General features: G+C 44.5%; 22 protein-coding genes. 13 read left to right on the top strand and 9 right to left on the bottom strand.

Annotated elements, in window-relative coordinates; translation table 11 throughout:
- Position 1: 1 nt before the first annotated feature.
- The 6 genes from rluB to FTU90_RS03675 all read right to left on the bottom strand — a co-directional run bounded on the left by rluB (position 2) and on the right by FTU90_RS03675 (position 4,521).
- Entirely contained in the window at positions 2 to 1,093 is a 1,092-nt protein-coding gene (gene rluB / locus FTU90_RS03700) for a 23S rRNA pseudouridine(2605) synthase RluB (RefSeq protein ID WP_074384125.1), read from the bottom strand.
- A 41-nt stretch (positions 1,094 to 1,134) separates the two neighbouring features.
- Entirely contained in the window at positions 1,135 to 1,725 is a 591-nt protein-coding gene (gene scpB / locus FTU90_RS03695; protein ID WP_005095975.1) for an SMC-Scp complex subunit ScpB, read from the bottom strand.
- Positions 1,722 to 2,516, bottom strand: coding sequence for a ScpA family protein (locus FTU90_RS03690; RefSeq protein ID WP_005172392.1), 795 nt, complete (start codon positions 2,514 to 2,516; stop codon positions 1,722 to 1,724). Before FTU90_RS03690 ends, scpB begins: the two co-directional genes overlap by 4 nt.
- Positions 2,517 to 2,827: 311 nt before the next feature.
- Complete coding sequence (locus FTU90_RS03685; protein ID WP_005095980.1) at positions 2,828 to 3,112, bottom strand: hypothetical protein; 285 nt, start codon at positions 3,110 to 3,112, stop codon at positions 2,828 to 2,830.
- Positions 3,113 to 3,153: 41 nt separating this feature from the next.
- Positions 3,154 to 3,771 (bottom strand): L-threonylcarbamoyladenylate synthase, encoded by a 618-nt coding sequence (locus FTU90_RS03680; protein ID WP_005095982.1) that lies wholly within the window; start codon positions 3,769 to 3,771, stop codon positions 3,154 to 3,156.
- A gap of 87 nt (positions 3,772 to 3,858) precedes the next feature.
- Positions 3,859 to 4,521 (bottom strand): elongation factor P hydroxylase, encoded by a 663-nt coding sequence (locus tag FTU90_RS03675; RefSeq protein WP_005095983.1) that lies wholly within the window; start codon positions 4,519 to 4,521, stop codon positions 3,859 to 3,861.
- Positions 4,522 to 4,618: 97 nt separating this feature from the next.
- On the opposite strand from FTU90_RS03675, the gene FTU90_RS03670 reads away from it, so the two are divergent.
- The 6 genes from FTU90_RS03670 (at position 4,619) to lysM (ending at position 8,379) form a co-directional block, all read left to right on the top strand.
- Complete coding sequence (locus FTU90_RS03670) at positions 4,619 to 5,176, top strand: DUF177 domain-containing protein (protein ID WP_074384127.1); 558 nt, start codon at positions 4,619 to 4,621, stop codon at positions 5,174 to 5,176.
- Positions 5,177 to 5,253: 77 nt separating this feature from the next.
- Positions 5,254 to 5,436, top strand: coding sequence for a 50S ribosomal protein L32 (gene rpmF, locus FTU90_RS03665; RefSeq protein WP_004279227.1), 183 nt, complete (start codon positions 5,254 to 5,256; stop codon positions 5,434 to 5,436).
- A gap of 222 nt (positions 5,437 to 5,658) precedes the next feature.
- On the top strand, positions 5,659 to 6,645 hold the full coding sequence (fabD, locus tag FTU90_RS03660; RefSeq protein ID WP_005095987.1) for an ACP S-malonyltransferase: 987 nt from the start codon (positions 5,659 to 5,661) through the stop codon (positions 6,643 to 6,645).
- Complete coding sequence (fabG, locus tag FTU90_RS03655; protein WP_159138576.1) at positions 6,642 to 7,376, top strand: 3-oxoacyl-ACP reductase FabG; 735 nt, start codon at positions 6,642 to 6,644, stop codon at positions 7,374 to 7,376. Before fabD ends, fabG begins: the two co-directional genes overlap by 4 nt.
- 83 nt (positions 7,377 to 7,459) lie before the next feature.
- A complete protein-coding gene (gene acpP / locus FTU90_RS03650; protein WP_004646101.1) occupies positions 7,460 to 7,696 on the top strand; it encodes an acyl carrier protein in 237 nt (78 codons plus the stop codon).
- Between the two features lie 185 nt (positions 7,697 to 7,881).
- A complete protein-coding gene (gene lysM, locus FTU90_RS03645) occupies positions 7,882 to 8,379 on the top strand; it encodes a peptidoglycan-binding protein LysM (protein ID WP_005095992.1) in 498 nt (165 codons plus the stop codon).
- A 110-nt stretch (positions 8,380 to 8,489) separates the two neighbouring features.
- Here the strand turns inward: lysM and FTU90_RS03640 are convergent, their stop codons facing one another.
- Complete coding sequence (locus FTU90_RS03640) at positions 8,490 to 8,957, bottom strand: Lrp/AsnC ligand binding domain-containing protein (RefSeq protein ID WP_005095994.1); 468 nt, start codon at positions 8,955 to 8,957, stop codon at positions 8,490 to 8,492.
- 138 nt (positions 8,958 to 9,095) lie between these two features.
- On the opposite strand from FTU90_RS03640, the gene FTU90_RS03635 reads away from it, so the two are divergent.
- The 5 genes from FTU90_RS03635 to FTU90_RS03615 all read left to right on the top strand — a co-directional run bounded on the left by FTU90_RS03635 (position 9,096) and on the right by FTU90_RS03615 (position 14,900).
- The gene (locus FTU90_RS03635) at positions 9,096 to 10,355 is read left to right on the top strand and encodes a D-amino acid dehydrogenase (RefSeq protein WP_180071956.1); all 1,260 of its coding nucleotides are present in this window, start codon (positions 9,096 to 9,098) and stop codon (positions 10,353 to 10,355) included.
- 23 nt (positions 10,356 to 10,378) lie between these two features.
- Complete coding sequence (gene alr, locus FTU90_RS03630) at positions 10,379 to 11,491, top strand: alanine racemase (RefSeq protein ID WP_159138578.1); 1,113 nt, start codon at positions 10,379 to 10,381, stop codon at positions 11,489 to 11,491.
- Between the two features lie 45 nt (positions 11,492 to 11,536).
- Positions 11,537 to 11,899, top strand: coding sequence for a RidA family protein (locus tag FTU90_RS03625; RefSeq protein ID WP_159138579.1), 363 nt, complete (start codon positions 11,537 to 11,539; stop codon positions 11,897 to 11,899).
- Positions 11,900 to 12,050: 151 nt separating this feature from the next.
- The gene (locus FTU90_RS03620) at positions 12,051 to 13,490 is read left to right on the top strand and encodes an amino acid permease (RefSeq protein WP_074384173.1); all 1,440 of its coding nucleotides are present in this window, start codon (positions 12,051 to 12,053) and stop codon (positions 13,488 to 13,490) included.
- Between the two features lie 171 nt (positions 13,491 to 13,661).
- The gene (locus FTU90_RS03615; protein ID WP_252766813.1) at positions 13,662 to 14,900 is read left to right on the top strand and encodes a hypothetical protein; all 1,239 of its coding nucleotides are present in this window, start codon (positions 13,662 to 13,664) and stop codon (positions 14,898 to 14,900) included.
- 57 nt (positions 14,901 to 14,957) lie between these two features.
- On the opposite strand, the gene hemJ is transcribed toward FTU90_RS03615, so the two are convergent.
- Positions 14,958 to 15,410 (bottom strand): protoporphyrinogen oxidase HemJ, encoded by a 453-nt coding sequence (gene hemJ / locus FTU90_RS03610; RefSeq protein ID WP_100328923.1) that lies wholly within the window; start codon positions 15,408 to 15,410, stop codon positions 14,958 to 14,960.
- Positions 15,411 to 15,433: 23 nt separating this feature from the next.
- Positions 15,434 to 16,663 (bottom strand): beta-ketoacyl-ACP synthase II, encoded by a 1,230-nt coding sequence (locus FTU90_RS03605; protein WP_180071955.1) that lies wholly within the window; start codon positions 16,661 to 16,663, stop codon positions 15,434 to 15,436.
- A 275-nt stretch (positions 16,664 to 16,938) separates the two neighbouring features.
- Here FTU90_RS03605 and FTU90_RS03600 point away from each other — a divergent pair, with 275 nt between their 5' ends.
- Both FTU90_RS03600 and rpsL read left to right on the top strand, forming a co-directional pair.
- Positions 16,939 to 18,441, top strand: coding sequence for an EcsC family protein (locus FTU90_RS03600; RefSeq protein ID WP_159138582.1), 1,503 nt, complete (start codon positions 16,939 to 16,941; stop codon positions 18,439 to 18,441).
- Between the two features lie 154 nt (positions 18,442 to 18,595).
- On the top strand, positions 18,596 to 18,970 hold the full coding sequence (gene rpsL, locus FTU90_RS03595; protein ID WP_002050319.1) for a 30S ribosomal protein S12: 375 nt from the start codon (positions 18,596 to 18,598) through the stop codon (positions 18,968 to 18,970).
- Positions 18,971 to 18,976: the final 6 nt, after the last annotated feature.

The raw sequence follows: 18,976 nt of genomic DNA, 5'->3' as shown, positions 1-18,976 counted from the left end.
ATTAAAACTTTTTAAAGCCTTTGTTGACACCGTATGGACGACGCGGCGCATTTTCATCACGCTCTTCGCGGCGACCAAAAGCTTGATCTGGACGAGTTTCGCGGCGAGGAAATTGAGTATTGCCATCACGGTTGTCACGACGTACGAACTGCGTACCATTTTGGTTTTCATTTCTGTCACGACGACCATAAGCATTGTCATCACGACGCTCGCGGCCAGGGTTATTCTGTGGTTGTTGTTCATCACTGTCACGACGTTGCTGACGCAAGAAACCGCCACGGCGTGCAGCCATCGGTTTATCCTGCATACGCTCGTTACGACGTTTTGCCATACCAAACAGGCCTGTACCTTGACGTGGTTTCAGTTCCACAGCTTTGGTCAGGTTGTCGATATCGTTTTTATCCAGTTCAATCCAGCGACCGGTACGCAGTTCGCGTGGCAGAATCACAGTACCGTAGCGGGTACGCAGCAGACGGCTTACTTTCAGACCTTGTGATTCAAAGATACGACGTACTTCGCGGTTACGACCTTCTTTTACTACGACCTGGAACCAACGGTTAATACCATCACCGCCGAGTTCAGAGAACGATTCGAATTTCGCTGGGCCGTCATCTAATACCACGCCTTTAAGCATGGTGTTTTTGATTTGTGGTGTCACCTCACCCATGACACGAACTGCGTATTCACGTTCAATTTCATTCGATGGGTGCATCAAGCGGTTGGCAAGTTCGCCATCATTGGTGAACAGTAACAGACCGGTCGAGTTAATATCCAGACGGCCGACCATTACCCAGCGATCGCCCGGAATCGCAGGCAACTGTTCAAACACGGTTGGGCGGTTTTCAGGATCGCTACGTGAGCAGATTTCGCCTTCAGGCTTATAATAGATAATCACACGACGACGAATTTCGTCTTCAATCTGAAATGCAACTTTACGACCATCGATGCGAAGCTCATCACCTGGTTCGATTCGTTCACCCACTTGGGCAATTTGCCCATTGACGCTTACACGACCCGCGGCAATGACTTCTTCCATATAACGGCGAGAACCCAAACCAACGCGTGCAAGCACCTTTTGCAATTTTTCACTCATGACAGCATAACCTTAGAAATAATTATCAACAGTTCACCTATTTATGACTTCGGTGCATTTGCATCGAGGGCCATAAAAGCTTCCTTGGCATCCTGCAGGGGAGGCAATTGGCCTAAAGAATTCAAGCCAAACGCATTTAAAAATTGTGGCGTTGTCATTAACAACGCAGGTCTTCCAGGGAGTTCACGAAATCCGGATTCTTTAATCCAGTTCCAGTCAAACAGCGTACGCAAAATCTGACTGTTATTCGTCACACCACGAATTTGTTCAATATCGGCTCGGGTCACCGGCTGGTGATAAGCAATCACTGCAAGTGTTTCAAGTAAGGCCGGCGACAAGCGAGTTGGTCGCTCAGGCCAGGTCTGTGCAATAATATTACGATATTTTGCACGCACTTGAAAACGATAACCTTGTGCTGTTTCAATCAGTTCAATCGAACGGCCATGCATTAACATGGAAAGTTGTTGTAAATACTGACGTAATTCCTGTTTGCTATAGCGATCCTGAAAAGCCTCTTTCAGACGCGCCAATGAAACCGCAGAGTCGCTGGCGAAAATAATCGCCTCAAGCTGCATCAACACCTCATGCAGATGATCTTCTGCAGAAAACAGCGTATTTGGCTCTAGTGTCATTGACTGGCTCCTTGAACTGCGAGCGGGGCTTCAATACCTGTAGCAATAATCTGAATTTTTTGTTGCCGGGTCAGCTCCAGCACTGCCATAAAGGTCACCACCATCCCCATGCGTCCCTGACTCGGTTTGAGTAAATCGGCAAAAGATAAGACTTCGCCAGATTCCAGACAGCTTTCAATATAGGCAATCCGTTCTTCGAGCAGTACCGGTTCCTGTTGCACCTGATGAATCACCGGTTCAGGACGGTTAAAAATACACAACAAGGCATCACGCAGTAAATCGATCGAATAGCCTTCATTATTCTGCTGAACGTCGCCCAGACTGACATGGGTCAGGAATGTATCACGCTCCAGAATAGGCATTTGCCCCAGACGTTCTGCTGCCCGTTTAATTCTTAAATAATTTTCTAAACGGTCGATCAGTTCTTGTTTTGGATCTTGCTCAATCGCAGACAGGCTTTTCGGTTTAGGCAATAACAGACGCGATTTGAGATCTGCCAATAAAGCAGCCATCACCATATAATCTGCGGTCAGCTCAATATTCAGGGATTTCATTGCATCCATATAGGATAAATATTGCGCTGCAATCGGCGCGATATCGACTTGCAACAGGTCAAAACCGTTTTTTTGAATCAGGTAAATTAAAAAGTCGAGTGGGCCTTCAAAATGTTCTAACAAGATTTCAAATGCGGCGGGAGGAATATACAGATCCTCTGGAATAGTATCCTGCCATTCATCCAGAACCCGAATGTGCGGAGCAGATTCCATTGTGTTATGGATAATTTGAGTCATTACAATTATAGGCCACGCGAATTTTCAAAGGCATGCAAAGGCTTGATCTTCGGTATCTCATCGAAAGAAAAAGCATAGAATTAAGTGCCGTCATTGTACTGGAAAAGTAACTCTAAATAAATTAAATAAGGAGTCAAAGGCATAAAAACTTGAAAAAATAATGGAATTTATTTGCAATTTAAAAGAAGGCCCCAAAAAAAACAGCCAGATAAGCGGGGCAAAGAGTCAATGTGTTACGGGTGGAAGCTATGACCATATCCATGTTTTAGTATCCTGCGATATGATTAATACCTATCTGAGTGCTAAGAACTTCAGCGCGGTGAGGAAGGATATTCACTCAGTGCAAACTCAATCATACGTTGGCAAGTCTCTGCCAGGCATAGGTTCTGGCTTGAATAGATCTGTAATAGCTGTCGAAGCAAAGCCAAATTCATGAAAAACTGATATTCAGTAGCATCAATGTTTAGAGTGGGACTGGGCGAAGGATATGCTTCGATCATGATGGCCCTGGATTGAAGTGTCCAAGGCAGTTCTGCATAGATACAATATTGGGCAGAGAATTCATGCTGATTCAGAAGGATATAAAATAAATCCATAGACTGACTCCTGCAGTCGGCTGGAAATAAGATGGCATTCTTTATTCAAATGCGCTGACATCACCCACGCCACGACGAATAATTTCTGGATGATCACCAGATAAATCAATAATCGAGGTGGTGCTTAATGTACCTAAACCGCTATCGATAAACACATCAATGCGTTTGCCCAATTGCATTTCAATCTCAAAAGGATCATCCAGCGGATCGGTCTGGTCCGGCAAAATCAGGGTAGAGGTCAAGAGAGGCTCACCCAGTTCTTTGAGCAGCATCTGACACACCGGATTGCTCGGAATGCGCAGGCCAATGGTTTTCTTTTTGGGATGCATCAAGCGTTTCGGCACTTCACTGGTGGCCGGTAAAATAAAAGTGGTGACTGCTGGTGTATTGTTTTTGAGTAAGCGATACATGGCATTGTCCACTTTGGCATAGGTGGCAATATCGGATAAATCACAGCACAAAATTGCATATTGATGTTTTGGGCCAAGTCCGCGAATCTGCGCAATGCGTTCCATGGCACTTTTATTCCCAATCTGGCAACCAATCGCATAGGCAGCATCCGTGGGATAGACCACCACATCGCCAGCACGGATTCGTTCTACCGCCTGACTGATTAAGCGCGGTTGCGGGTTATCGGGGTGTACGCGTAAATGCAGCATAGAGGCTACTCCAAGCTTGGGCTGATGGCTTATTATGTGGCGCTCAGGCAGCGTCTGGCAATCACCAAAAAGGTAGATTTGTGTAATTTAATCAAGCATTTCACGTATAAATTCATCAGATTGTAAACTTTTGCCACCTCTGCTACAGGCACAGATACATTGAATAAAGCGTTGTGCATCCCGTGGCAATTTTGCCTCACCACGAAAATAAGCCTGCACTTGTGCATAGACATGATCTTTAAAGCGGGTTCCGTCACCGCCGTCACCAGTCAGGTTATCCAGCGATACCCGGAATTTACGCCCAAAGGCCTGGGCAAACATCCACTCGATTGCCTGCGGTTTAATTTCTACCTGTTCAAACAGCGCTTGTTGTTCGGCTGTACGCCCATCCGGGGCATACCAGTAACCAAGATCCGGAAGTTCCCGGCGTTTATCCCCGGCAATTGTCCAATGGCTGATTTCATGCAAGGCACTATTAAAGAATCCATGTGCAAACTGAATCCGGGCAGGAGTATCGGCATCGGCAGGAAAATATTCAGGTTCAAATTCGCCACGGACTAAAGTCACATTTAAATGGGAAAACCAGTGATTAAAGTGTAAGATGAGCCAGTCCACCTGCTGCGCTTCTGACGATAAATTCGTCCATGGCGAGAGTTGCACTTGTTGTGTTGAACTGTCAGAATCAAGGCTTGGAATTGTGCTAACGAGTGATGAAACATTCACTTCTGTTTGCGGCTGCAACAGATGCATGACTTGAGTTACCCAAATGGTCTGTCGAAATAAGTACAAAATTGTATCTTAATCTTTGACAGAGTACTGATGAATTTGTAGAATTGCCGCCTTAATTATGTCAGCAAATACCTTTCCGGCACAGATTGAGCCGTTTAAATGGGCTGAACAGGGCTTTAAATGGTCAGGTCAACTGCCTTTATCCCGCTTTGTTCGTATCGCTCGTGAAGCTGTTGGATCAATTGATGATCAATTGATTAACATAGACTGTAAGCTATCAATGGATGCCTATCATCGTATTGCATGGCTAGATGGTCACGTTGAAACAAAAGTTCCTATGGAATGCCAGCGTTGTCTGGAAACTGTAGAGATTGAACTGGTTTCATCGTTCCATTTGGCACTTGTGGATGATGAGTCACTGATAGAGCGCTTGGATGAGGATGCTGATTTCATCGTCCTAGGTGAAAGTGAAGCAACGACCAAAGGTGACTATGATGCACCTGCGACCGCTGATTTGCTCGCGCTGATAGAAGATGAACTGTTATTGTTGGTGCCGTTGTCGCCTAAACATGAGTTTTGCGAACATAAGCATCAGCCTGCCATAGAAGAAGTTGTCGAAGAAAAACGAGATAATCCGTTTGATGTTTTGGCAGCTCTGAAGGGTAAACTTAACTAATTTTTGTGTTATACTCTTGTGTATAAGACAATCGAATTTGTTCTGATCCATTTTTTCGATCTTTGTAAGGAGCCATCATGGCCGTTCAGCAAAACCGTAAAAGTCGCTCTCGCCGTGACATGCGCCGTTCACATGACGCTTTAACCGAGAATGCATTAACTGTAGACCAAGCTACTGGCGAGACTCACCGTCGTCACCACGTATCTAAAGATGGTATCTACCGTGGTCGTCAATTATTCGCTAAAGCATCTGCTGAATAATTGATGATGTATTAAGCGTCAAGCTTAGTAGAAAAAATGGGAGCATTTAGCTCCCTTTTTTTTGTCCTTGATTTTTGCTTGCATCGGTTTTTTGTTGTATTTGGCAATTACCGCCAGCAAAATTACATGCTAAATTGCGCTCCACAATGATTTAGGTGGCTTTATTGGCCAGTCTTCTTGCTACAACTGAAGATGACACCTCTTGAATGAAAGGATTTTATTATGTCTGCGACACAACTCGAACAAGCAGCACAAGCAACGAAAACTGCATTTGTATTTCCAGGTCAAGGCTCACAAAAAGCCGGCATGCTGGCTGAACTTGCAGAGCAGTTTTCTGCTATTCGCGAGACATTTGCAGAAGCCTCTGAAGCTGTCGGCTTCGATTTGTGGCAGATTGCGCAAACTGGCGAAAACTTAAATCAAACTGAATTTACCCAGCCGGTATTGCTGACTGCAAGTATTGCCTTGTGGCGCGTGTGGCTGGAATCTGGTGGTGTGGCACCGAAATATCTGGCAGGCCATTCACTGGGTGAGTACAGCGCGCTGGTGGCAGCGGGTAGCCTAAGCCTGGGTGATGCAGTCAAACTGGTCAACCTGCGCGGTAAACTGATGCAGACGGCTGTACCTCAGGGTGTCGGTGCAATGGCTGCTATTTTAGGTCTGGATGATGCCAAAGTGATTGAGCTGTGTGCACAGGCAACTGCAGCAGGTGAAGGTTCTGTTGAAGCGGCAAACTACAATGCCCAAGGGCAGGTTGTGGTTGCAGGCAATAAAGATCGCGTTGAAGCAGTGATGGCACTGGCCAAAGAAAATAGCGCTAAGGCGATTGCATTGCCGGTATCGGTTCCATCGCATTGTTCACTGATGAAACCTGCGGCAGAACAGTTTGCGCCTGCATTGGAACAAACCGCCATTGAGCTGCCATGCATTCCTGTATTACAAAATGTAGGCGCTGAAGCTGCGGCTGATGTCCCTGCATTGCGTCAGGCCTTAACAGCGCAACTTTATGAATCAGTACAATGGACCAAAACCCTGCAATTCCTTCAAGATGAAGGCATTCAGTACATCGTTGAATGTGGTCCGGGTAATGTATTGAGTAACTTGGCGAAACGCCTACCGAATATCGAAAAAGCACTTCCACTGGATAGCAAATCTCGTCTGGAAGATGCATTGAACACCGTATTGACGGCAGAAGGGAAAATTGCATGACACAGGAACCGAAAGTTGCCTTGGTAACAGGTGCAAGTCGTGGTATTGGTGCTGCGATCGCACAACAGTTGATTCAGGATGGTTATTTTGTCGTGGGTACTGCGACCTCTGAAGCGGGCGCTGAAAAATTATCTGCACAGTTTGCTGAAAATGGTGTGGGCAAAGTTTTAGATGTACGTGATGGTGCTGCGATTGATGCACTGGTGACGGAGATCGAACAGAACTATGGTCCAGTGCTGGCGTTGGTTAATAATGCCGGTATTACCAAAGATAACTTATTGCTTCGCATGTCTGAAGATGACTGGGATGATATTTTAAATATTCACCTGAAAGCCGTTTACCGTCTGTCTAAACGTGTGCTGAAAGGCATGACCAAGGCACGTTTCGGACGCATCATCAACATCAGCTCTGTGGTGGCACACTTTGCCAACCCGGGGCAGGCCAACTATTCTGCTGCCAAAGCCGGAATTGAAGCCTTCAGTCGTAGTTTGGCCAAAGAAATGGGTAGCCGTCAGATTACGGTTAACTCGGTCGCACCAGGCTTTATTGCAACTGAAATGACGGAACAGTTAAGCGAAGAAATTCGTAAAAAAATGACTGAGCAAGTGGCGTTAAACCGTTTGGGTGACCCACAAGATATCGCAAATGCTGTAAGTTTCCTGGCTTCAGACAAAGCCAGTTACATTACTGGTACAGTTATGCATGTAAATGGGGGCTTATACATGAGCTAAGCTCAAGTATAAACTTTCCAAATTTTTTAGATTCAATTAAACTAACGGCATTAAAAACGCCACAAGCAATGAGGAGAATTCCTGTGAGCGATATCGAACAACGTGTTAAGCAAGCAGTTGCAGAACAACTTGGTATCAAAATCGAAGAGATTAAAAACGAAGCGTCTTTCATGGATGACTTAGGTGCAGATTCTCTAGATCTAGTTGAACTGGTTATGTCTTTCGAAAATGATTTCGACATCACGATTCCTGATGAAGATTCTAACGAAATCACAACTGTTCAATCTGCAATTGACTATGTTTCTAAGAAACTGGGTTAATCGCCGATTTCAGCTTTGCTGAGCATAAAGACCACCCTCTCGGTGGTTTTTTTGTGTCTGCTTTTCACCTAAATGGAAATTTTACAATCGATTACCTTTCTGTCACCAATGACTAACTATGCCTTGGCTATTTTCATTATAAAAATAAGAGTGATATGACATTAACGACAAGAATGGAGTTCCATATGGGTCTTTTTGATTTTGTAAAAGGTATCGGTAAGAAAAATACAGCTGCCGCAGAGCCGCAGGCCGCACCAGCAAATACTACTCCAGCCGCAGCAGCACAGCCCGCAGAGCCTTCTGCCCAAGAAGTCGCAAATAAATTACTTGGTCATGTAAAAGGTCTGGGTCTTCCGATCACTGGTTTATCCATCAGTTATAATTCAACCTCGGATCTGGCCACGGTCAGAGGTCAGGTGCAAAGTCAGGCCGATCGTGAAAAAATTATTCTGGCGGTGGGGAATATTGATCATGTGGCCAAAGTGGATGATCAGCTTACGGTCAGCAGCCCTGAACCGGAAAGCAAATTCTATACGGTAAAATCGGGGGATAGCTTGTCAAAAATCTCGAAAGAATTTTATGGTGATGCCAATCAGTACAATAAGATCTTTGAGGCCAATCGCCCATTGCTCAAAGATGCTGATGATATTTTCCCGGGACAGGTATTGCGTATTCCAGCCTGATTTTTAAGTCGAAAATAAATATCTAAATATATTGTTCACCATAATGCCCCATTTGGGGCATTATTTTTTTGGAAACTGTTTGAGCGCTGAATGTTGAAAGATAAAAATAATTACCCGCCAAGATCCAGATAGAGACTTTCTTTTACTTCCTCCATGACCACATAACTATGTGAGGAAGCAGAAGCAGGTAATTTTTTTAGCAAATCGCCTAACAGACGCCGATAGGCACTCATCTCTTTGAGACGTGCCTTGACCAGATAATCAAAGTCACCGGAAATCAAATGACATTCCAGTACTTCTGGAATTTCGGTCAGATTCCGCGCCACTTGATCAAATACATCACCCGATTTTGCAGAAAGCTTAATCTCCAGAAAGACCAGCAAATTGCGTTCTAGCAGTTCCGGATTTAAGCGCGCGTAATAACCCATGATAATGCCTTCGCGCTCCAGCCGTTTTACCCGTTCTGAACAGGGTGTGGTTGACAGGTTCACACGTGCTGCCAGCTCACTAATGGCAATCCGGCCATCGCGTTGCAAGATATCCAGAATCATGCGATCAATGCGGTCTAATTTACGCATCAATATTTCCCTCTTTTTTTTAATTCTGCCCGAAAAAAATGTTTATTTCACTAAATATATCATCTCAATATAGTTAAATTCACTATTGATCCAAAAATATACTAGTTAAATCAACTAGAAAAATTTGAGGGTAGTAAGATGCGCGTTTTGGTCTTAGGCAGTGGTGTAATCGGTGTGGCGAGTGCCTATTATCTGGCGCAGCAGGGTGCAGAAGTTACAGTGCTTGACCGTCAAACCGGGCCGGCTGAAGAAACCAGTTTTGGCAATGCCGGGCAAATTTCTCCGGGCTATTCGACGCCATGGGCAGCACCGGGCATTCCATTTAAAGCAGTGAAATGGATGTTCCAGCATCATGCACCTTTAGCCATTAATTTAGATGGCAGTATGTGGCAGTTGAACTGGATGGCACAAATGCTGAAAAACTGTAATCCAGCCAGCTATGCGATTAACAAAGAACGTATGACCCGTGTGGCTGAATATAGCCGTGACTGTTTACGTGAATTGCGTAAAGAAACCGGGATCAGTTATGAACACCGTTCTAAAGGTACTTTGCAAGTCTTTCGTAACGAAGCGCAATTAGAGATGGTGCAACGTGATATTGCGGTATTGCGAGAATGCGGCGTACCGCATGAATTGTTGTTGGGCGCTGATCTGGCCAAAGTTGAGCCAGCCCTGGCGCATGTCCAGGATAAACTGGTGGGCGGCTTGCATTTACCCAATGATGAGACAGGCGACTGTTATTTATTTACCAATGCCTTAGCCAATGTTGCCAAAGAATTGGGCGTGCAGTTTAAATTTAACCAAAATGTTGAGCGTTTGGTGATTGAAGGCGATGAAATTAAGGGGGTGGTGGTCAATGGTGAAGTGCTGACGGCTGATAAATATGTATTGGCATTCGGTAGTTATTCGCGTGATTTCTTAAAACCTTTGAATCTGGATTTGCCGGTTTATCCAGTCAAAGGCTATTCACTGACCATTCCAATTGTTGATGCCAACTTTGCACCACAATCTACGGTGCTGGATGAAACCTATAAAATTGCCATCACGCGTTTTGACCAGCGGATCCGTGTTGGCGGTATGGCCGAACTAAGTGGATTTAACCACAATTTGAAAGACAATCGCCGTGCCACTCTGGAAATGGTCACTCAGGAATTATTCCCAGGCGGGGATCTGGCAGAAGCGAGTTTCTGGACCGGTTTACGTCCAATGACCCCAGACAGTACCCCGATTATTGGTGTAACGCGTTTTAAAAATCTGTTCCTGAATACTGGACATGGCACCCTGGGTTGGACCATGGCCTGTGGTTCGGGCAAGTTAATCAGTGACATTGTGTTGAATCATAAAACCGAAATCAGCACTGAAGGACTTTCACTCGGACGTTATTCACACGCGGCCTAAATTGCTGTTTCAAGGAAGAAGCTATGCCACGCCCAATTCAAGCTGTAGTGCACTTAGATGCATTGCAGCATAACCTGAAGATCGCCAAAGCCGCAGCGCCAAATGCCGAAGTCTATGCTGTGGTTAAAGCCAATGCCTATGGTCATGGTATTGAGCGAGTCTATTCAGCATTTCAATCAGCCGATGGTTTTGCCTTGCTGGATTTGGCTGAAGCGCAGCGTCTGCGTGCGCTCGGTTGGCAGGGCAAAATTTTACTGCTCGAAGGAATTTTTGCTGTAGACGATTTAGACGTCTGTGCTGCATTAGATTTAAGTTTTAGTCTACATAGCCAGCATCAAATCACCTGGTTAACGCAGTTTCAGCAGATCAATCCAGACGCAAAATTTGATGTGTACTTAAAACTTAACAGCGGTATGAACCGTTTGGGTTTTCAGGCCCACGAATATACGGATATTTTTAAGCAAGTCCAGGCACTGGGCAATGTGCGCTCAGTTAGCCATATGACGCATTTTTCCGATGCAGATGGTCAGCGCTTTGGCCAGAACGGCATTGATTATCAATATTCAATGTTCACGCAAATCACTGGGTCTTTAGCCGGAAAAACTTCTGTCAGTAATAGTGCAGCCATCCTGCGCCATCATCACCACATTCAATCCGACATTGTGCGTAGTGGCATCATGCTGTATGGCAGTTCGCCTGACTATCCTGACCATACTATTTATGACTGGAATCTGCAGCCCGGCATGAGCCTGCGCAGTGAAATCATTGCGATTCAGTATATTCAGGCTGATGAAAGTGTGGGTTATGGTTCTAACTTCGTTGCGGAGCAGGCGATGCGCATTGGTGTAGTGGCATGTGGATATGCCGATGGGTATCAGCGCATTTCAGCCACAGGTACACCAGTTCTGGTGGATTCAGTGCAGACTCAAGTTCTTGGTCGGGTCAGTATGGATATGCTTACAGTCGATCTGACCGCTGTCCCTCAGGCGACTGTGGGGAGTGAAGTGGTGCTTTGGGGGAAATCTTCGCAAGGTGAAATTTTATCAATTGATGAGGTCGCGGCCGGTTCAGGAACCGTAGGCTATGAATTGATGTGTGCGATTACGGCTCGTGTACCGGTTCGGATCGAAAGCTAAAACTAAATATTGACCAAATAACGGAAGAAATTGAGAGGACATATGATGATGGAACACACCGATATCCAGCGTATTAACAGCAATCAGGTCATGAGTGCTGTCACCATTCACAACCAGACCGTGTATTTATCAGGGCAGGTGCCGGATAGCACCCGTCAGGATATTAGCGGTCAAACGCAGGAAGTGCTGACGAAAATTGATCAGCTGCTCAAGCTGGCAGGAACAGACAAAAGCCGACTGCTGTCGGCACAACTATTTGTGAAAAATCTGGAAGATTTTCAAACCGTGAACCAGATCTGGATTCACTGGTTGCAAGGACAGGGAACTCCGGCACGTGCCACCATTCAGGCAGATCTGGTCAATCCTGACTGGCTGATTGAAATTGCAGTGATTGCAGCACAGGCTTGAGTTGTTTTGATTTTTATATCTCCCAACTTAATTTTGTAAGGACATTAGATCCGGTCATTTAGCTTTTTAAATGGAACTTCATCTGCATTCAGGATTTCAGGAAGAAATCCGATCAGATGGGCAAGGGTCTGATGCAAAAAAGGAACTAAACATGAATACAACATCCGCTAAAGATGACGCAGCGCCGTCGCAACATGAGCTACAACGCAAGCTCTCCAATCGGCATCTGCAGTTAATTGCCATTGGTGGTGCAATTGGTACCGGTTTATTTATGGGATCGGGTAAAACTATCTCTTTGGCCGGCCCTTCAATTTTATTTATTTATATGATTATTGGCTTTATGTTTTTTTTCCTGATGCGCGCATTGGGTGAGATATTGTTGGCTAATTTACATTACAAATCATTTATTGATATGGCGCGCGACCTCATAGGTCCGGGCGCGGCCTATTATATTGGCTGGTCTTATTGGCTCGGTTGGGTTCTGGTCGGGATTGCCGATTTAGCAGCGATTATTAATTATCTAAGTTTCTGGTTGCCTGAGGGTGTGGCCTTTACCCCCATCGGGCAGGCATTGATCAGTGTCGGCTGTGTGTTGCTGGTTCTGGGTTTGAACTTGCTGACGGTCAAACTGTTTGGTGAAATTGAATTCTGGTTTGCCCTGATTAAGATTTTAGCCATTTTAGGCCTGATCTTTATTGGCGGCTTTATGGTGTTGAACCAGTTTCAGGCACCAGATGGCAGTACTGCAAGCTTTAGCCATGTCTGGTCGGGTGGTATGTTCCCCAAAGGTGCGGATGGCTTCCTGGCAGGCTTCCAGATTGCCTTATTCGCCTTTGTCGGTGTGGAATTGCTCGGTACGATGGCAGCTGAAACCAAAGATCCTGAGAAAAATTTACCCAAAGCCGTCAATGCAATTCCAACGCGTATTATCTTGTTCTATGTGTTGTCATTGTTTGTAGTGATGTCAGTGACTCCATGGGCTAAAATTCCTGCGGATCAAAGTCCTTTTGTCAGCTTATTCATGCATGCCGGTATTGGTGCGGCGGCGATCATCATGAATCTGGTGGTCTTGTCATCCGTCATGTCTTCCATGAATAGTGGTGTATTCTCAACCAGTCGTATGCTTTTCGGATTGGCGCGTGGCCAACAGGCACCTGCCGCTTTGGCGCATCTATCGAAACGTTCTGTACCAGCCAAGGGTTTAATGTTCTCATGTGCCTTTATTATGGCTGGTGCAGCTTTGCAGTACTTCGTGCCAAACACCCTGGAAGCTTTTACTTTAGCCACGTCGCTGTGCGTGATTTTGTTTATTAGTATTTGGAGCTTAATTATGGTGTGTTATTTACGCTACCGTAAATTACGCCCTGAACAGCATGCCAACTCCACCTTTAAAATGCCGGGCGGGGTATGGATGAGCTATATCGTACTAACTTTTCTGGCTTTCGCTCTGGTCATTTTAAGTTTGGAGCCAGATACATTTAATGCATTAAAAATCAGTCCATTATGGTTGATTATTTTGGCAGTGACTTATTATGTACTGTATCGGCCGCGTGTCGCAGCCGCGAGAAAAGCGGCATTAGAAACACAATAAAATAGCTTAAAAAATCCCCGCCTGATCGGGGATTTTTTTATGGTGTGATGAATCATTTGTGAACTTTGTCCTGTGCCCTTAGAATTGAAGAAAAATTTATAATTAAAAATAAGGATCTATATGAGGGGATGGAGTAAAAACAGGCTGGGGTTATGGTCGCTTGGCATTCTTGTGGGAATAGCCATTCTGTTGGTATTCACTGCAAAATGGCTGCGTACAGATCAGCCTTTAACGGATACGGCAAAAAAGTTTATTCAGCCAGATTTAATCTATAGGGCGAATGTTCAGCAACACTCATATTTTTACTTATTGGGAATTGCTGCCAAAGATGAGGTTCACCCTCAGGCACTGGGTCGTTATCGTTACCATCGGGAATGGGTAAATTATATTCGAGATCAGAATGCTGCTGAAAATTTGCAGAGTGACTCAGGATTAAACCGCCAGCTGAGCCGAGCTGGTTTTTCTGAACAGGAAAAAGAACTTCTTGAAAATCTGCAAATGCGTTTGGCTAATTCAGCTGAGCAGTTTTCTGTATTGGTGGTAGAACATAAAAAATTGCTACACGCTTTACTGGAACGTGAGCGTATTCCTTTACAACGGTTTTCAGATTTATTGGAACACCAGGATTATATTTCATTGGTGATTCCGCCGCAGGCAGGCGGGCCTGATTATCGCTATATTCAAAACTTACAGTTGCTGAAACTGGTTCACATCCAGCTTAATTCAGACTCTAAAGTGCAGGATTATGCACAGCAATTTCATCAGGTTTTAGACTTTAGCCGGAACCGCTTGTCTTTGGTTGAAAAAATGCTGCTGCAGAATTGGCTCAGTCAAATGATTGATCTGATTCGGATCGAGCAAAAAAATGAAAGCAATCCAGTCATGCTTAACAATCTGGATTCAGATCAATTGGGTTTAAAAGCAAGTCTGCAAAATGAATTAATGGGACATTATTTGCTGACCCAATATCTGGCACATGCCTCTGAAATCAGCCCTGTACAGCTAAAATGGCTGTATTTACCCAATACCACCTTTAATGCAATTGCAGCACAATATGAGGTGTACTGGATGCTTTCGGAAACACCGTATGTTGAACTGCAAGAGCGGTTTACGACAAGTGAGCCTTCTTCACTGTCTAAATGGCGACTAAAAAATGCGATTGGACATGTTCTAGCGCAGATCAGTAAGCCCAACTTTGAAAAATATATTGTGATGAATCATGTCTTAAGCAATAAAATTATGACTTTTAATGCAGTCAATTCAGGCAGTATAGAGATAGAGCTATTGAATCAAAATGCAGCAGGGCGACGTTATTTTCAGCAAGATGGAAAGTTATGTATAGCACTGCCATTTTCTCAACAGAAATTGTCTGAACTGAATCTGAAGCAGGATAGCTGTGTAAAAATCTAGAAGGCCAAAATAAAAAATCCCCGACGAATCAGGGATTTTTTATTTTTGCTCTATGCGTTAGAAGGTCGGTTTTACCACGACCAAAATTACCACAGCAAATAAGATCAGGGTTGGCATTTCATTAAAATAACGCCAGAACTTGTGTGACTTGTAATGGGCATTTTCCATCAGTTTTTTGCGGTAATGGCCACATACCAGATGATAAATCACCAATAAACCCACCAGACCCACTTTCAGGTAAAACCATAAAGCTTCATGATAGTGACGTGTTGCATCACCCCAATCGACCAGAAAGTGCGCTGTAATGAGGGTGGCCAGCATGGCAGGCCACATGATGCCACGATACAGCTTGCGTTCCATCACCTGAAAACGCGCGTGGCTTACGGCATCTTCGCTCATGGCATGGTAAACATATAACCGTGGCAAGTAGAACAACGCAGCGAACCAGCAAACCACCGCAATAATATGTAATGCTTTTACCCAAAGGAAAGCATCAGAAGGAGCATCCATCAAGTCACCCTAAAATGGGCGGCTTAGCCTTCCCATTTTTTGAAGATGAGACAAGCATTTACGCCGCCGAAACCGAAACTGTTACTCATCACAGTATTCAATTTTGCGTCACGTTTTTCAAGCACGATATCAAATGGTTTTGTGCCTTCATCCAGCTCGGTCACGTTAATGTTTGGAGCAATAAAGTCATTTTGCATCATCAGGATCGAGTAAATTGCTTCCTGGACGCCAGCAGCACCCAGGCTGTGACCAGTCATAGACTTGGTTGAGCTCAGTGGTGGAACTTTATCTTCACCAAATGCACGTGCCATCGCTTGAAGCTCGGTCACGTCACCAGCAGGTGTAGATGTACCATGAGTATTCACATAATCAATCGATTCAACACCATGTTGTTTGGCTTCTTCAAGTGCCATCAGGATACAGCGTGTAGCCCCTTCACCACTTGGTGCAACCATATCTGCACCATCCGAGTTGGCCGCATAGCCCACCACTTCAGCCAAGATGTTTGCACCACGTGCTTGTGCATGCTCAAGTGACTCAAGCACCACAAAACCGCCACCACCGGCAATCACGAAGCCGTCACGGTCAGCAGAGTACGGACGAGATGCAGTTTCAGGCGTGTCGTTGTATTTAGAGCAAAGCGCACCCATCGCATCAAACAATAAGCTTTGTGACCAGTGATCTTCTTCACCGCCACCAGCCAGCATCAAATCTTGTTTGCCCAGTTGGATCAGGTTATAAGCATAACCAATGGCATCGGCAGAGGTTGCACATGCACTGGTAATGGTATGTGCTACGCCTTGTAGTTTAAAAGCGACACCGACGTTTGCAGTAATGGTGTTGGTCATATTGCGTGGTACAAAGAAAGGACCAATTTTACGCGCACCTTTGGTATCTAGAAGTTCTTTCATTTCAACCACTGAGGCAGTTGAACCACCACCTGAACCACCGGCAATACCATAGCGTGGATTATTTGCCAGATTTTCTTGTTTTAAACCGGCATGTTCAACTGCAGCAAGTGCCGAGTTGTAGGCATACATTGCGCATACGCCCATAAAGCGTTTGAGTTTACGGTCAATACCGTCGAAATCCTGCTCGGCCGCAGCACTCACATGGCTTTTGAAATTGAGTTCAGCATAAGTCGGATTAAAACGTGTTCCTGAAATCCCATTTTGTAAAGAATGGTTTACATCCTCTAATGTATTACCAATACACGAGTTAATACCCATGCCAGTGATGACAACACGTTTCATCTACAGATCCTTATAGTTTAGCTCTACGTCCAGTGGCAGAAAATGGGTTATATAAAATCTCCAAATCCGGCCTCTAGCCTTATTTCATGATGGAGAACATGATAGCAGAAAGACTTTTGAAATCTTATGGCAAATGTTATGCCGTGTGACAGTCGGTTGGGTTTGTGAGTCGGCATGTAGGGATTTTACTAAATGACACAGAATAAAGTTGAGATAAATGCTGACTACACCTAGTATTTATATCAAATACAAGCACGTGAATGCTGAGGTAAAAAATGGTAAATGCTAATAATAAACAATCTAATGGTCTGATTTCGAATGCCTTTGGAGTGGCGAAAAAGTTCAGTTCAACCGGATTGGATTTATTGAATCATGTTGCACCAGACTCGGTGACGAAAGCACTTAAGCCGTCAAATTCCGGTCAGGTGATTGACGGTTCGGCGAAGACAAAAAGCGTTTTTTCGGCTAAAAAATATGATAATCCACAGCAAATGCTTCGTGAACATTTGCCAAATGTATCTCGCCAGCTTCTAGGACACCGTTTTAATACCGTCAATAACGTGGCACATTTTGTTTCTCCTGAACTGACGGAGAAAGTATCAGACTATTTTTATGACCGCCTTAACCAGTTTAGTAACCAGAGCAGTTCGGTCGATACCATTCTGAATGAAGCAGGGGCAAAAGACTTGGAAGAGTTGACTCAGGATGTCGATCGTTCTAAGCGGATTTCACAGGCTTTGGGTGAGCAAAACAAATGGATTGCAACGGTACAGGGTGCAATCAGCGGTGCTTCTGGGGTGCTTGGTACAGCGATTGATATTCCGGCTTCTTTGTTAATGGCGCTACGTACCATTTATCAGGTCGGTCGTTCTTATGGTTTTGACCTGAGCAAAGATGATGATCAGGAAATCGTACAACATATTTTTAGACAGCTAGACCTTGGCCTGATTGCTGAAAAGCAGACCTTATTATTGGGCTTAAAAGCGCTGAGTAATACAATTAAAACCCACGATATTTCCCAGCTTCAGACCATGCTAGGTTCTGATAATGATATGAATGCCATCAAGCAATGGTTAAACAACCATGAGGGCGAGGCAAAATGGGAATGGGTGAACAATCTGCCAAAAATTTCTATTTTAGAAAAATTAACGAAATTGACACCATTGGCAAGTGCTGGAATCGGAGCAGTTTATAGTCACCGTTTTGTTGATGATGTAAATCAGAAAGCTCAAGAAGCTTTCTCACATGCTCGACAATATCTGATTCAGCATCAAGATTCGCAATTGTCTCCCTATGCGGCCTATGAAAAAGCAGTCAATTTATTGCAACAGGCTGCACCTAAATTATTAGACAGTTCATCTCAGTCGATCGAGGCGCCAAAAGACGAGCCAATTCTGGATCAGGATATTACAATTGAAGGCAATGATACAATTACTCAGGTCAAACTGGTTAAGAAAGAAAAGAATGATCTCAGTTCTGAAGAAGCTGAAGTGAAAAAAGATGAAAAAGTCAGTGAAGGTCTAGATGCCCTCAGTGATGAATTGGTTGAACCTGTGGCAGATAAACAATCGCAACAGCCTGCTTTAACCAAAACTTCTTTTGATCCTGACGTGGAAGCAGAGATACAAGCAGATAATACTGCTGAAAATGAATCGGAGACCGTGGAAAATGAGGGGCTAGAGGGGCAGGAGGATCCTGATTCTGCATCTGAAACAGCCTCAACAACATCTAAAGCTCAAGATGTTACAAAAAAAACTGCGAAGAATCCGAAAAAGTAAATGAATTCTGAGAGAAAATAGCAGCATAGCGTATAGTTGTTATTATATTTGGTCGACCTGAGCAGGTTGACCAATTTTACATCTTGAATTACAATTGCATGCCCTCAAAAAGCAGTATGTTTTTGGGGCTTTTTATTAACGGGAGAATTGCCAAATGGCAACAACAAATCAGTTGATCCGTAAGGGTCGTACGACTTTAGTTGAAAAATCTAAAGTTCCTGCGTTGAAGGCTTGTCCACAGCGCCGTGGTGTTTGTACACGTGTTTACACAACTACACCTAAAAAACCTAACTCAGCAATGCGTAAAGTTTGCCGTGTTCGCTTAACTTCAGGTTTTGAAGTTTCTAGCTACATCGGTGGTGAAGGCCATAACCTGCAAGAGCACAGTGTTGTTCTTATCCGTGGTGGTCGTGTTAAAGACTTACCAGGTGTACGTTACCATACCGTTCGTGGTTCTTTAGACTGTGCTGGTGTTAAAGATCGTAACCAGTCTCGTTCTAAATACGGTACTAAACGTCCTAAGAAATAATTCGTC

It is taken from the genome of Acinetobacter sp. YH12200 (assembly GCF_013418175.1).
GTDB lineage: Bacteria > Pseudomonadota > Gammaproteobacteria > Pseudomonadales > Moraxellaceae > Acinetobacter > Acinetobacter pseudolwoffii.
Note: the sequence above shows the minus strand (reverse complement) of the source record. Positions and strands in the feature narration are given on the sequence as shown.